Annotated in this window: 5 protein-coding genes; 1 reads left to right on the forward strand and 4 read right to left on the reverse strand. The window is 57.5% G+C overall.

Going from position 1 to position 15,940, the window contains the following annotated elements; translation table 11 throughout:
- Nucleotide 1 precedes the first annotated feature (1 nt).
- From ACA074_RS21650 to ACA074_RS21665, 4 genes are all read right to left on the reverse strand, one after another.
- Nucleotides 2–4,042 carry an Ig-like domain-containing protein gene (locus ACA074_RS21650; RefSeq protein ID WP_497677771.1) on the reverse strand — a complete coding sequence of 1,347 codons (4,041 nt, stop codon included), beginning with the start codon at nt 4,040–4,042 and terminating at the stop codon, nt 2–4.
- A complete protein-coding gene (locus ACA074_RS21655) occupies nt 4,035–8,126 on the reverse strand; it encodes a Tc toxin subunit A-related protein (RefSeq protein ID WP_497677772.1) in 4,092 nt (1,363 codons plus the stop codon). Before ACA074_RS21655 ends, ACA074_RS21650 begins: the two co-directional genes overlap by 8 nt.
- 54 nt (nt 8,127–8,180) lie before the next feature.
- Complete coding sequence (locus tag ACA074_RS21660; protein WP_497677773.1) at nt 8,181–11,798, reverse strand: Tc toxin subunit A; 3,618 nt, start codon at nt 11,796–11,798, stop codon at nt 8,181–8,183.
- Nucleotides 11,799–11,989: 191 nt separating this feature from the next.
- Nucleotides 11,990–15,037: a hypothetical protein gene (locus tag ACA074_RS21665; RefSeq protein WP_497677774.1), complete on the reverse strand. Its 3,048-nt coding sequence runs from the start codon at nt 15,035–15,037 to the stop codon at nt 11,990–11,992.
- 468 nt (nt 15,038–15,505) lie between these two features.
- On the opposite strand from ACA074_RS21665, the gene ACA074_RS21670 reads away from it, so the two are divergent.
- Nucleotides 15,506–15,874, forward strand: coding sequence for a DUF6124 family protein (locus ACA074_RS21670; protein WP_401268683.1), 369 nt, complete (start codon nt 15,506–15,508; stop codon nt 15,872–15,874).
- The last annotated feature ends 66 nt before the right edge of the window (nt 15,875–15,940 follow it).

Here is a 15,940-nt window from a genome sequence, read left to right on the forward strand (position 1 = left end):
ATCAGCTCACGACCGTGACATACACGGCACCACTGTCCGAGGTGCCATCTGGGTTGTCGAGCTTGACGGCGAGGGAAACGTTATCCGTTATAGCCATCGGTCTCCAATGGCTCTGATATCGCCCCTTGTGATCGGTAGTGGTTTCGAAGAATGGTGCTCCATTATTTGAGACCTGGATCTTTCTGTCAGGCATCGGCTCTCGAGACTCCTTACCCACGATCAATGCAGTCATCGTTACATAGGTCTGCAAGGGAACCGGATTGGGCGAAGCGACAACGGAGGCCACTGCCGCTGGACGTTCAATGACGGTCAACCACAGCGTTTTCACATCCCAGCCAGCCAAACCGCCCTTTACCGACGCCCACAAAGCAGCCTCACCCGATGACCCGAAGGTAAAACTACACGTTGCCTTGCCATCGGCATCCGTCAGTGTTGCCGGTATCGATGTGTTGTCGTGCTCCCACATCACCTCGACATCTGCCATAGGCTCCCCGGTATTTGCCGAAACCACCCATGCCTGTGCGGTCATTTGCTGGCCGGGATAGCCGCCGGGCTCATCAATGACCAACGCGCTGATCTGCCGAGGCTCGCTCAGAAAATACGCCATCGAAACCGAATCCGAATACAGCTCATCCCCCACCGTTGCCGTCAGTGCAAACGCCCCGGGTGTGGTCGGTACAAAGGCTATTTTCGCCACGCCGTAAAAATTGGTGGTCGACGTCACGACACCCAGATCAGGACTGCGCCACGTCACCGTCACCCCCACCATCGGCTTGCCGCTGACCACCGAGATGACGGTGATCTGTTCCGACACAACCTCCCTCCACAGCAGCGTCTTGTTGATCCGCTGGCGCTCGGCGATTTTCACCACCTGCGAGCCTTGACCCACCGAAAATGCGTTGACCGGTGACAGGCGCGCCAGCCGAGAGGACGAGAGGCCCAGGCCAAAGCTTCCGTCCTTGAGATCGCCTACCCTGAATTGGTAGGTCAATCCTGCTTCGCTGAAATACCTGGGTTCGCCAAGCCTGGGTTCTTCAAAGCGTATGCCCAGTTCCGTTGGCCCGGTGTCCATCATGCCCAGCGTCAGATACTTGCCAAACAAGGCACTGCCCTGCGGGGCTTTCACGTCAAGTCTGTGTTCCCCATTGCGCCGCGGGAAGAACGTCTGTGTTCCCAATGACTGTTCCACTTGCCCATCAAAATTGAGCGTCACCTCTTCCCACGGATCACTCGCCAGCGCATTGACCGTCATCGAACGGGATTCTTCGAAGCCGTCATACGGACTGATCACCCGGGCCTCGACCGTTTTGCCACCTCCCGTGGCGGGCACAAAGGGGAAGCCACTCCAACCGTCAGCAGCGGTTTTGTGCTCTTGGTTTTTTTCATCCACGATCCAGTTCACTGGTACCTGATCCACGGCAAGGTCTGTGAAATGAGACACCAGTTGCACCCACATCCACGCGGGATCCTGCCCGACAACCGGATCCACCGCTGACTCGTGCGACGCCTCGATCCTGAATTTGTTGTGACCCATCTTCATCTGGTTGGCATCGACTCGACCCAAAGGCGTCTGGAAAAGGAGGGAAAAATCAGCCGGTGCCGGAGCGCTTGAACAATCGAGTGTCCAGGTTGCGCCACCATCCTCCAGCCACTGCTCAGTTATCAAAGCAGGCTCAATCGTGATACCCAGCTTGTCCGGTGTGTCGCCACTCACCCACAACGGAGCGATATTCCACCCCACCAAAGGACTCAACGCGTGAGGCCTCAGGGTGTAGCGGTGCCTGGCCCCTAGACATGGGTAGAGTTGCTGCCCCCTCGTCGTGATCATCTGATCCAGTACCACGGACAATTCATCCTGAAAATCACGCTTCATCAGGCGCCCGAACAATTCTCGATCTTCAAGCCCTGCACAAGTCAATCTCATCTCAAACATGCTGCTGATGCTGCCCGTAAGATCAGACTCCAGTGTCCAGCTCAGGCCGCCCTCGGCGGGCAAAGTCTTGGGTGTTCCGATGTCACTCGCCACCAGGCCGATACCCGGCTCGCTACCCCGCCACTCGAGCGTAATGTTTTGGCCAATCAATGGGCTGCCGGGTAACGCCTCGACTTGCAAGGTGTGTGTCTCCCCTCGGTAACACACGACTCCCTTGATTTGGGAGATGGATAGGTTATCCACCTTGATCTCCACCTTGTCTTTCCAGGAACTGGTCGCAATCGCTTTCACATCGAATTTGCGCTCAATGCCCACCGCACCTTCGTAGGCCTTGACGCTGGCGGTGACGACCTGCTCGCCGACCTGTCTTGGCACGAAAGACAGACTCGCCCAGCCACCGGTGCCGGTGCGGGTCGAAAACGGGCCATCGAGGGTGTCCCAGTCGACCCGAGCGTCGATGACACCCTCGCCGTCGCCGCTTGCTGTGACATGCACCACTTGCAGGCGCAACACCACAATTTCCCTATCCGCCACCACCGGATACTTGTTGGCCTCGCGCACGTCGGCAATCCGTACGATGTTGCGCGCCAGCGACATGATTTTTTCGGGAGCCGGCAATTTGAGCATTGAGCAAACCAGTGACAGTTTGAACCGGCCGTCCAGCCGATCCTCGCAGGTCAGCGTCCAGCCCATGTCGGGTGTTTCCACAAGCACCGGGGACCCGACGGGCGGTTCGACAACCACACCGAGTTGCTCATGCCCATCGCCGCTCCAGCGCAACGCCATCGTGGTGTTCAGCAAAGGACTGTCGGCGGGCAGGCGTACCTGCAATTCATGAATCGAGCCCCGGTTCGGGTACCCGGGGGTGTCCCAGTCTGTCGGTGCTCCGCCAATGATTTCCTTCAGGTCGCTCCACGGATCCGTGGCCAGGACCTTCACCTCAAACGGCATGCTGACTTCGCCTTCGGTGTAGTAAGGACTGGCAACCGTTGCGGTGACAACAACATCACCCGCCGCCTCCGGCTGGTAATAGAACTGGGCCCAGCCTTGCTCATTGGTAACCGAAGCGGCTTTGACGCCTTGCCCTGCAACCGACCAGTTCACCGTTTGGTCTGCAATCGCCTGGCTGGTGTAATACGACACCACACGCACACCCAGCCATACGCCCTGGTCTTCATACTCAAGCACCGGATAATGACTGGCTTGCTGCTCATCACGAAATGCCAGACGGTGATGTCCCAGTGAAATCGGGATAGTGAAAGGTTCGGCGGCGTACCGGTTGCGCAAGGTCAACGCAAACTCATAGCGCTCCTCATCCCCCACCCACGGGCAATCGAGCAGCCATTCGGATTCCAGCGATTGATCGACACCCCAATCAGGTGTCGCGATGATTGCTTCCCGAGGGTTGCCGACGCTGCTCAACGAAGCCTCGGTGTTTTCCCAGGCATTTCCCGGCTCAGGCAAGAACGTCAACCGATGTGGAGTGCCAAGGATCGTCGTTCCCAGGCACAGGTGTAACGCAGCGCCTGGCGCCAGAGTCTGATCATCGAGGCGCATCTCTTGCAGCCTCAATGGTTCCAGATGCAATTGGAGGTCAATGCGGGTGATACAGACAGACGAACGGGTATCTAAAGGGTTGGCCGCGACACCACTGACCTGAACACTCAGCTCCTCCCCACTATCAAACGCCAACTCATCCAGTGACGCTCTATAGGCAATCGGCAGGAACTCCAACGGCTGCCCTGTCGCCAGCCGGGCTTGATCCTGTTCAAGGTTGCGTGAATCCCCTTTCCTGAGCTCGATGCTCAATAGTACGTCGTCGCCCTTAAGGATGCGCAACCAGCCTGAATCACCTGACCAAGACACTCCGGGCCGCAGTTCGCAGAGGAACGACAATTCGTACCGGGCATTGGCGTCGGGTTTTTTAGGGATCGCAAAGGCCTGAGTGGCCAAGCTTCCAACCCCGACATCCATAAAATTGGTGAGCCAGCCCTCATACATTTCCGCTGCCAAACCTACTTGGCCTTTTCGAGTCCACTTGTTCAGCCGGTCATTGAAATCGCCATTAAGCACCAGACTTTCATTCGCTTGGATGACTGGATCATTCATGACTGCGTGCCCCTTCGAACGGTTTGTCCAGCCTGGCGTTTTCAGCCTCGGTGACCAGATCCATGACTTTTTGGATGAAGGTCTGCTCACCAGCCTTGGCGGTGTAGCGGATGCGCACAATGATGTCGGTCAACGAGGCGAGCATTGCTGCCTGCGGCTGTTTTTCCGGCCACGGGCACTTCAGTTGCCAACTGGAGATCGCACCGGTGTTCTCAAACGGATTAAGCATCCCCTCATCGGGCTTCATGGCGCTCAGGCCGTTGTCGGCAAGCCCGAGCGACAACGCTATTTGCTGAGCGCTGCGCAGATTGATCACCACATCCGATGGCGCGACCCCGATCGGATTGTGCAAGTACTGCACCGACTGCGTGGTCGATCGGGTCGCCGTCATACTGCTGATCTGGAGCAAGGTCGCGCGGACATCTTCGAAGGGTCCGGTCAGTACCGGCAGATCGACTTCCACCGAACTGATCTGCCGGCAGAAGTGGCCCGGATGATCACGATCAAACAGCAACTGGGTCAGCTTGAACTCCAGCACGCCAGTATCTTTCAATTGCTCCAAGGCATCCGCCCAGTCGGCAACCCCCACCTGGCGCTCAACTTCGTCACTGAACAAGTGCCGCAAGGAGACGGTTTTGACCAGTTCCAGCCGTCGCTCCTGACGTTGCAGGTGTTCACGTTCCAGACGCAGCAGATGCCCACGCAACTGCTCACCGGCGGTCAGACCATGGCGGTGGTCGAGCCAGACCTGGGGCAAGGGGATCTGCGCATCGTAATCGCCGGTTTCGGCAGCCAGTGAAGCCTGGGCGCTGAGGCACAGGCTGATCACCGCATCGTAAGCCTGATAATGCAGCGCCTTGAGCTGACCGAGCATCCAGCCGAACAGCTCGGCGTTACTGGCGCGTTTTTTCAGGTAGTTGTAAACCGTCAATGCCTGAGCGTTGCCCCTGAGGGTTTGCTCAAGGTTGGATCGGGCAGCGGTGACTGAATGGGTTTGCGCTACGATCTGCGCATCGATGGCCCGCACCTCCGCCAGTGCCTGGTCGCGTTGCAGGCCCCATTCGCCACGGCGGCGACGGTAACCTTCGGTAGTGGCCTGACTATCGGCGTCGATCTGCAATAGCGAAGAGGCAACCTCCAGGCCGAAAGCGACTGCATCGAATGCATTTTCGGGCTTGAAACCACCATTGGACATACCATAGATTTTTGGCAATGCCGCAATGACCCCGCCTGCGGTTTTGACGACTTTGGCCTGCAAGGTGAATGTTTTCGACTGTTTCAGGCTTGCCATGACCTGATACTCAATCGCCGAGACGTTGTCGTTGTAGCGCGCTGCGTAAGCATCGGCCCGTTCCTGCGCCACTGCCCGGCTATGCTGCAGCGCCGTCACGCTGGCCTCCAACTGAGCGATGGACTGTTCCTGCACCGTCTCGGCGTAGCTGCCCAACTCCACCAGATGGTTTTGCTGCAACTCTTCCTGCTCGGCGCGATCGCGTCGTTCAAGCAAATTCAGCACCTGACTGCCGTAATCCTGCAACGCCTGCACCGCGCGCAGCGCGACTTCGAACGTCACGCGCCAGCGGAACGCATTGACCACCAGCCGCCCGCCCATCGGTCTCGGCCCGGCCACGCCACCGGACGCCAGGTCACGCAACAATTGATTGGGATCAGTGGCGGGGCTGAACAGGGGGATATCCAGCGGTTTGCCATCAATGGTCTGGTTGTTGCGCAGGCCATACATCCGTCGATGGGGGGCTTCGAACAGGTCGAGCAACGACTGATTGATCGGAATTTCAAAAGGCCCGCACGCCAACAGGCCGAGCATGGGCGGGGTATCTGAGGCGAGCGGAAAATCCGCCAGGCTGAAATTCAGCGTCTGCTCAAAAGCTTCGAGCCTGGGCCGCGAAGCGCTCTGATTCAAGAGGCTTTCGACTGTATTGGTTTGCCAACGGGTTGCCGTGCTGGCGGAGGGCGCCTCGCCCATCAGAAACCCGGCCTGGACGTAGCACAACTTGGCCGCCACCAGACTGTCACGGGTCAGTTGCCGGTAATACCAGTCACCCCAGGCCATCAGGTTTTTCACATAATCGGTGAACACCAGAATCTGGAAGTGCGCGGGGGCGGCGTAGCCAATGGCATCCGGGTCTGTGGGGTCTTGCGTTTCGCAACCCGGCTCGCCTTGAACGGTGTCCAAAGGGCGGCAGCGCCAATACCTCGGTTTCGGATTGGCAGTGGGTGGATCTGTGACAGGATCGGCAGGTGCCTGAGGATCGAACAGGTAATGCAGCCAGTTTTGCGCCTCACGGAAGCGCTCTTCATCGCGCAAGCGCGTGGCCATCAAATGCGGCAGATGAAAAAACAGTTCCCAGAAAAACAGGCCGTTGGCCCCGTTGAACGCACCGTTGGGTTCATCAAACACCACACCGGTGGGCGGTGGCTCCGGCAAGAACTGGGTTTCCCAGTCCAGTACGGCATCCACGGAAATATTCGAGCGCTGCACCAGTTCCGGCCCAAACAATGAGTTGAGCCGGGTGAACTTCAATGCAAGTCCGGGCTGGTTGAAGGAAAGAAACTGCGCGGCATCAACGGTATTTTTGTGCAGGGTCGGCGGGGTGAAGTCCATGAGGTCGACAATCCTCAGGTCGAACAACACTTCTCCCCCCGTCCAATTGGGAAAACCGAATGAAAACGTGGTCGGGTTCGACCATGATCCTTTATCTCGACTGGCTATCCACGGCGCCGTGACCCAGCCGCCCGCTTCATCAACTTCCTGGACTAGCGGGTCTGGGTCCCCGCCTGCCTGGTTCGTCCCCAACGTCATTTTTTTTAAGGCACTGTCACGTCCCGTGGGCCGGCAAAAACCCTGCACCATCAATAGATCGCTTTCATCCACCCGCAGAGCCATGACCTGCACATCCAGATACGGCGTCATGACGCCCGGTACCTGCACCCGTGGAACAACCGTCACCTGACTGCTCAGCGGGTGCTGAACCGTTTCGTTGCTGACGAATCGGTGTTGCAGCGCCAAATCCAGCCAGCCCCCGCCGTCGCCGCTGATGGGGCGCATCAGTACGTCATATACGGCGTAAACCCTCAGATCATCAGGTTCAGACCCTGCCGGTACGAACTTGCCCGACATCAAAACACCCAGCTTGCCCTTGGGATCCAGATAGTCGGTGCGCACGCTCGCAATCAACCGCGTGTCCGGCAAAAGCGCACGGTCATACTCCGAACTGTGCAGGTTCAAAGGTGCCGACCATTGGCCGTTCTGCGCCATGAACGCCAGATTGATTTCAAGTTTGTTCGGGGTGTATTCGCCCGCTTCTTTGCTGGCGACCTTGTCACGCCATTCGGCCCAGACCAGACACAACCGGCCATTCCACACCACCGGGCGAATATCCAGCACGCGGTTGCCGGACGGAATCTCCACGGCTTGCCACTCACTCCAGGCGGCCGGATTGACTGCAACGGTGGAGGCGCCTAGTTCAATTTCGGCCTTGCGCCAGAAATACTGGAACGGCTGCACACGTTGACGCCCGACAAAGTAATAATCGGCGCGGGCAGGCGTTGTGCCCTCCATGTAGCAACTGATCACGTCCAGATCGCAGGTCTTTTCGAAGTCCTGCAAATAGTCCTGCAGGGCAGCCTGAACGGAATCGTTGTTCAAACGCGCCTGGTTGAGGTTGTTTTCCAGGTTTTTGAACAGACTGGTCTTGCGCAGACGCACAAAGGGATTGATGAAGTTTTCCGGGTAGCACGAAATCATCTGCACCGCCGCCCAGTCTGGGTAGTTGTTGCAAAGCTCCCACTCCTCCAGATGCCGCTTGTCGAACCGCTGTGTTTCAAAGCCTGGCTCAAGCTTGCGATACACCGCATGAATGTACTGCTGCGCACAACTTGTTGCTTCGGCCACCCAGGAGCTCTGCACCTGATAGGTGTCCAGCGGATCCATGCGCAGCAGTTCGAACAAATCGGTCGGCGTTTTCACAAAAGGGTATTTCGCATTGCCAACCTGGCCGATGCAGTATTCGAGCAGCGCCGAACGGCGCTTTTCCAGCAGCCCGCCAATATTACTCAGTGCCATGATTCAGCTCCTTGGGGTAGAACCCGGGGACAAACGTTCGCCAAGCAACATCGCTTACCCCGGTGTCGAACCACTCGCAAAGGTGATGGAGTCGACGAATGTTCTTTCGGCATCTCCACCTTGAGTGCGAACCGAGAAGATGAAGGTGCCGCCCGTCGAACTGGAAACAAAAGCCCGTGTGAGCCCCTGCTGGTCGGTGAACCCCTGCGATGGCCGTATCGTCGCCAGTGCATTTTTTTCGGGGCCGACGCTCTCTGCAAACCATTCGACCAGCGAGTTTTTTCCACGGTTTGCGTACCTGTCCTCAAGCAGGGCATAGAGTTCGACTTCCTGGCCTTGCGGCACATCCCCCAAGGGGGTTGGCGACAGTTCCGCAAGCGGAAAAGACAGTGATTGGACTTCGAACCCGATCACCAAAGGAGGGGCGTACTCCGGGTCAAACAAGTCCAGCCAGAAGATTGGCGTTTCGGTGCCCATGACCTTGCCTGGGATGAACTCGGCCAACAGCGTTCCGTCTATCTGGGTCGCGCCTGTTTCCATGCGGCCCAAGGTGGTCTGCCAGTAAACGTTGACACCACTGAGCGCAGCCCCTTTGGCATCGCACAGGGTCACCTTATAAGTGATGTGTTCGCCAGGCTTGTTGGCCACCACGTTGTTGTCACCCTGCACTTCGCACGTGGTCGTGACCAGCGCCTTGAGGTCGCCCGGCACATGCACCGTTGGCGCGCGCGTATGAGACTCGCCCAACAGGGCAAGTTCGGCAGCGATTTCATAAGCTTGTTTGTCGACGGTCTCGGGCAAGCTGCCGATCAGGAAGATCGTCAACGCATCCATTCCGGTTTCCGCGGACAGCACCCGAATCCGCATCAACAGATCAAGTTGACTGAGGTTTTTCAGCACCTTGAGGTCCGTGGGATCAATGCGACTGACGCACTCACGTACTTCCTGCACGCTCCAGCCAAAAAAGTCGGCCAGTTTGATGGCGGCAGCCTGTTGGGCAAGCTTCATCGCATCCCCCGTGACGGTGGGCAGTGCATTCACCTGGCGCAGGTAGTCCAAGAGCTTCTGCGCCGGCTGTTCGCTCAAGCCGAAGGCCCGGGTAAGCGTCGTCAGGTAATACAGCGTGCGCAGCGACAACTCATGCTTGTTGGTCTGAGCGAGCCAATCCCTGTAGCCGTAATCCAGATAATCGAGCAACAGCGCGGCACTCAGTCCCAGCGTCGTCACTACCTCGCTGCGGCGTCGTACCTCCGCCAACAGATCGAGCATCGGGTTGGCATTGCGGATGCGCGTTCGTTCGGGTTGCTCCGAACTCGCGTCGGTTAGCTCAAGCACTTGTTGCAGTAACTGATGAACCGTGGCATTTGCCCAGTTAAGGATCGGTATTGCCTGTTCCACACCCACGCCGGCATACACGGCCAGCGTCTCTTTCACCAGCGACGTCTGAGCATCCCGGACCTGCAACAGCACTCGGGTCATGATGTCGATGATGTTCTGGCGCAACAGTGGTTCGATCACGCCCAAGGCACTGTCGACCGCCCACTCGATTTTTGCGTGGACAAAGACCAGGTACTGCTCGGCAGTTCCGACATATGGCAATACCAGACCATAGGTATCGACAATCGGACTCAGGTTATTGGCATGTATTGCGAGGAATTCCAGCCAGTTGGCGGCCCCGGCAGGCGGCACACCCGCCATCAGAAAAGCGCTATTGGACAACAGTGCCGTCGGCAGCAAATTGCGCAGCTGCTCGAAAAACTGCAGATCCTGCTCAGTCGGTTCCAGCGCCGGTTGCGCAGCGACGGCGTGTTGCAACACCCACAGCACCGGCAGATTGCTTTGCGCGCACCATTGAACGCAGCTTTGCATGGCTTCGATCAGTTCCAGCACATCCGGTGAACCAGCCGGCACGGTGTGGATATAAGGAACACCCGCCACGCCTTTGACCCACGAATCCCCACCCATCAACGACAGCATCAGCACACCTTCGACGGGAGTAATGTTCAACAGTCGGGGCAGTCTCACCAGGCGGTAAAAGGCGCTGATAATCGCCGGACTGCGCGTCAGTTTTTCCGTCAGGCCGTGCGCGTTGGCCACCGTCATTGCCAGGTAGTAATAAGTCTGCAGGTCGATCGCCAGACCGCTGCACAACTGGCTGATCGTCAAATCAACCTCGCCCGGCACCGGCGCCAGTGCAAACTCACCGCTGTCAAGTCTCAAGGGTTCGCGATAGCCCACCTGATTATTGAAAATCCGGTCGAACTGCGAGAGCGCGTCGCCACGGCCATAAACCGCCAGTTCGCCCATAAACACAGCAAAGTCGGCGGCTGTGCATTCGTAGCGCTCGCGCAAGGTCTGAAACAGGCCAAGTGCATGCACGACGCCGCTCGACATGTTCATCTCTTCCGTAGGGGAAGGTGCATTGCCAAGCTCTACCGCCCTGATGGCTGCCACCAACACTGCATCCACCTCGTCAAAAGGCAATCCGACCCAATTGGCCAGACGCACCATCTGATTCATCCGGTCATAGCGGTTGAAGCCAGTTTCGTCGTCGGGATTTGCTGTCAGGCGAGGGAGTAACAATGACTCGTCGTCGATCCGCACCGGCGGAAAGGTGTTGTTGTTGATGTAGACCGATCCTGAACGCTCGCTTTGCGGTATCTCGGGCGCCTCATCCGGGTAGGTCACATTGGCTGAACGTACCGGTGCAAAATCGCGAATCGACAGCAAGGCTTCGATCTGCGTACTGGTCAACTTTGTCCGCTGGCCTAAAAACGCAAACTGATTAAGGTTTTGATACTTATCGAGATTATCAGTACCGAAATTGTGCGCGTAGAAAGCCTCGGCCTCATCGAGCACCGCACGCGGCTCTGTCAATATTTGCCGCTGATAAGGGCCTAGCCGCGACGCATGAGCAAAACCGGGACCGGTATTGGGGCCACGGGCACTGGCTTGCAGAAAATACGGGTACGCTAGATCAACCCTGTGCTCGAAATCGCCCACCGACAGGCCATGAGACTGGGCAATGCCATCAAGCGTGACCCAATGCTGGTAGTACGGCAGGCCATTGGGGTAGCGGGCTTCGATCAACGCGTCTTCAATCGACGCACTGTTCTCGCTTTCCGTGTTCGCAACAATGAAAGCTTCCAGCACCGAGACAATGATGTCGACCGAAGATATCGACTGATAAACCGCATTGAAGTCGACAGACAACGGCAGCAAATCAGTACGGCGGTTATGCAGTCGAAATTCCGCCGGCGGATTGTCTACAGACTCGATACGGTCTCGAATCCAGCGCAACAGTTCAATCAGATAAGCCACTGGCGACAACAGTGACTCCAGTGCATTCGGCGGACACAGTGCGGCAAAACGTGTACCGATCAGATATTCATAACTGGGGCCGTCAACCATTGATAACAAACCGCTTGAACTACGTGTTGCAGTCGTCTTTTCGCCGGTCAGGGTTTGCTCGATAAACTGGCGACGCAAAAACGTGGCCATGCTGTTGGCCGAGCGCAGAAACCGCCGCGCGTCATCGGGGGTTACCCGCTGTTCCCTGACCAAGCCTTGAACGCCCTTCTCCACCAAAGGAAAAATCGATCCGCCCTCCTCAAGGTAGGTTTTCAGGTTTCCCAGCCCGATGTTTTGTACTTGTTGCTCCTCAGCAAACAACTGATCGAACAGTTGCAGGACTGGGCGGCGCGAATCGACCATGATCAGGTTCCTTGAGGCGACAACTGGCCCGAACAGCCTGCCGTTTCCGGCAGACTGCGTATTGAGTGAGTACGATTTGGCGCTTTGAAAAGATCAACGTCTACTGTCAGATCTGACAGGTCTATTGACCGTTCGTCGGATGGCCTAGCTCAGGTCGGTTTTGAGTTTTTGATCTCAAAGCGCGCGCTCAACGCCCAGTCCGAAGCCTCTACCCCGGTAGGATCGTCGACAAGCGTTTGCCCGACGCGGCACCAGTTGCCTCCGGGTGACAGTGGCACTTCGGATTCGCCGCGCCATGCGTCGCCGGACACAGCCAGTGGCGGCGACCATTTCACGTCCGGGTTGAACCAGCTCACCACATGCACGCTGCCCGCGCGCCCCTTGCCGGCGAGCGTCACCGGATCACTGAGCCAGCGCCCGGCTGCCGGCTCGTCGATGACGGGTCGATAAGTGCTCTGTTCGAGCGTTCGCTGCGCGGGATCCGACTCGAAGTTGTTGTAGATTGCCGTCGCTTGCAAAACGTGAAAGCCGCTCCTCACACCCGAGGTCACCTTCACCGACCAGGTGCGATCCTCCTGCACGACGGTGCTTTGTGTGCCAAGGTTCAACTGCACAGTGACGGTATCGCCCGGCACACCGAAGCCGGACACCACGACCTGCTGGCCGACCTGGTCATTTTCAACTGGGGACTCTACAAACGGCGCCGCCGGCACGAGGTCAAATTGCAGCAGTGGCGTGTCTTCTGATTCCTGCAATTTGCCGGTTTCATCCATGAACGTTTGCCGCGCCCAGATGGTTTTATGTCCTACCGGCAACGTCACTTCAGCTTCCCAATGGCCCTCCCGGTTCACCGGAACATCCGTGAGCAGAGGCTCTGTGAGGCCTTCGAGAAAAATCTCGACATGCCCGTTCGCCATGCCGCGCCCCTCCAGCTTCGCCATGCGGGGCAGCTTGCCGTTTTGCGTCGGCTGGAGAAATTCCGGGGGCAGCAACACCACTTCAAAAGTGCGCGCGTCACTGCGAGCCGAAGGCATGCCCAGCAGGGTCTGCTGCGCATCGAAGGTGTAGAGCCTGAACTCCAGAGCGCTGAGGTCAATCGACCAGTCACCGTCCTTATCCAGTACCTTGGGACTGCCGAGCGGGCGGTCGAAACGCACGTCACGCAACTGCATCGTGGCGCCCTCCATACCGTTTTTACCCTCGACCGTGACAACGCGACCGACTTTCGCCCCGTCCCCGGGCTGGGTAATCAGCGGTTGGAGCATGAGTATTTTGACAGTGAAGGTCTTTGACACCGGCGGCGAGGTTTGCTCGGCGGCGAATTGGGTGACGGTGACGGTATGTGACACATCCGGCGCAAATTCCTTGTCCCGCCGGAACTGCCAGGTACCACCACTGACAATCCCGTCATGCTCGACCTGTTCTTCGTCGCTGTACCGAATTTTGACCGCTGCACCTGGCCAGCAAGTACCGCTGAGCTTTGGGGAAAGACCATCTTCCACCGGGTCGTTCAGGCCGGGGGCCAAGGGCGGGATGGTCACATCCAGATAGACCCACTCTGTTTCCTGCCCGTCTCCCGCCTGTTTGATACGAACTCGTCGATTGTACGTTGGCCCCCAGATTTCAGAGGCCTTGCTCGACCATTTGCCACTGACCGTCAGCGGCACATGAGGCGCCACCGCCTCGTCCTTGTCGATTTTCCACAGCCACACGGTCGCACGAGCATTGCCCTTGCCGCTGAAGGTCGGTTGATATTCCGGGGTGAAGGCCAACTCACTCACATCAGGCAATCTATTTTCGACCGTAAACTCAAACGGTAACGACTCGATCCAGCCACTGGCACCGTCGCCGACCTTTTGTATGATGTGCGCAGTGTAAATGCCGTACGGCCAGCCTGTAGCCGTGGTTGTCCAATTGCCTCCGTTCGCCACAACGGGCGCTGGTGGCGTGACAGTCGAACCGGGAACGGTGATCACGACCGTTGCTCCAAGGTGTGCGCTACCCGAAAATTTTATTGATGTGTCGGTGAGCTCGACGGTGACACCGGTAAATTTTGCAGGCCGAACCTTGAATCCTCGCGGGAGACTGCGCCTGGAATGTTCCGCCAAGCCGCTGACAAACTGTTCTGCCACCAGACTCAGAGGGCCCGGCGGCATGTTGCTGACAGTCACGCGCCATGACTCCGTGCCCTCTGGAACCGGACCGGTGGCAATCGGATTGTGCTCACCCGTATCGCGCAGAATCTCGACAGTAGCCCCAGGCATGCCCTTTGAACCTTCAATCGTGAAGGTTGAGTCCACCAATGAACCCGAACCTGGGGAAGAAATGACGGGCGCATGAATGACATTAAGCACTACCACACTGGACCAAGCCGCCAGGTTTTCTAACATCCCCCTGACATGCATCTGAATCCTGCCTTCAGGCAGATCGTTTGACGTTATGGTCCATTTGCCATTGAGAACGGGAGCGCTGCCGTAGTGCTCAATTGCGCCGTTATATCGGTAAAGGTCGACGGTTGAACCGCTCAAACCATCGCCCCAAAACGTTGTTTTTTTACCCACAAGAAGTTCATTTGCAGGACCAAGAAGCAACGGGGCCAAAACCCGCACCGTTATGATGTCTGACGCCCGACTGTTGACGCTGTCAGACCAAAAAACAAACAAACTCAGGCTTGGCGATTGTCGTGGGGTCGCGACCATGATCGAAAAATTGCCGTTTCCATCGGCATTTCCCTCACCAATAACCTCATGAGTCGAGCTGTGTTCGCTCACCACCTTCGCATAGGGCGGACAACCGGTCCCCGTCAGCAGGAATGAATTCCCCACCAACTGATTGTTATGTTTCGAAGAGATGAGCGGCGCCGTAATGTTATAAACCGTCCACACCTCACTGCGCATATGAGACTCCGGCCTTGACTCCCATTGCAGTACCTGAAATTCACTTTTTCCTGGTTTCAGACCATTTATAAGCGGCAACGAAAAACTCCCGTCACCTCCCATTTGCTCTTCGTAACTCAAATAGTCCTCTTTTCCAGGCGTGACAATTCGCACATGGCGCCTGGCGTGCCCGCCCCCAGTGACCGTCACCAGGGCTCCAACTTTTCCACCGTCGAAAGGGGTCAGAATGTAAGGCGGAGAATCAAGGGTTTGCGCATCACCTGATGGATCCGTTGTACCCTCTTCTTCAAAGGTCGCCATGATCAGTTCCTTCTTGTTACTGGGGCGGGATGGCTTGCAGGAAACCTTTTAATACGCCTCCGCCCTTGCCTTTCGCACCTGTAAAATCTGACAGTACCGACGGACGGTAACTTTTCCCGCACTGCCGTTCAGTGACGTCCTACAGCCGCCAACATCCGGCTACGCCGGGTTGCGCCATTGCCTACACATCCCTCAGAATCCGCCGGCTTGTGCGCTTGGCTGATGCCCCGTAACTTGATCCGTGCCGCTGCCAATCAGTGGTCGGGTTTAGTCGCCCGGGGTGTGTCATCAATGTGTATAAGCGTCATCCAGTCGGGTATTCCCTATCCCTGCACTCGATGGTGGCTGTACGTAGGGCGCTTCGGCGCGCCGGTTTTTGGTGATACCCCCCGGTCGACTAACCTGCGTCCAGCCGCCACCCTCCGTTTAGTCGCGAAGTGGTGAAGGCCCCAACTTAGGGTTATCACTATGTTCAAAGACACACCGAATCCCCCCGAAACCGACTCGGTTTCCCCCTACAAATCCGCCGAATCAAAAAAACTCCACGAGGCCGCCGAAAAAGCCCTCGACCACTACCTCAAACCGAAACCTGACCCGCGCAATTCCGTTGATCGCGGCATGCAAATGTTCAGGGTCGCCCCCGACCTCAACCCCGAAGCCGTGGCCATTCAGACGTACGAGACGTTTTCGTCGGTGAGCATTCTGCTGCTGGATCTGGCGGACAGCCTGGACGACAAGCCGCGACATCTGGCGATGGCGATTTATCAATTGAGCGAAATGGGGTTGTTGCTGGCGGAGCAGGCGCTGGATAACGAACGGGCGATTGCCGTTACCTGACCGTTAACCATGCGGCGCCTGAACTGACGCCATCGCGGGCAAGCCCGCTCCCACAGGTTCAACGAG

The organism is Pseudomonas sp. LBUM1655 (genome assembly GCF_059716085.1).

Excerpts from the sequence above, each read along its gene's own strand:
- ACA074_RS21650 (WP_497677771.1), bottom strand. The coding sequence starts at position 4,042 with ATGAATGATCCAGTCATCCAAGCGAATGAAAGTCTGGTGCTTAATGGC.
- ACA074_RS21655 (WP_497677772.1), bottom strand. The coding sequence starts at position 8,126 with ATGGCACTGAGTAATATTGGCGGGCTGCTGGAAAAGCGCCGTTCGGCG.
- ACA074_RS21665 (WP_497677774.1), bottom strand. The coding sequence starts at position 15,037 with ATGGCGACCTTTGAAGAAGAGGGTACAACGGATCCATCAGGTGATGCG.
- ACA074_RS21670 (WP_401268683.1), top strand. The coding sequence starts at position 15,506 with ATGTTCAAAGACACACCGAATCCCCCCGAAACCGACTCGGTTTCCCCC.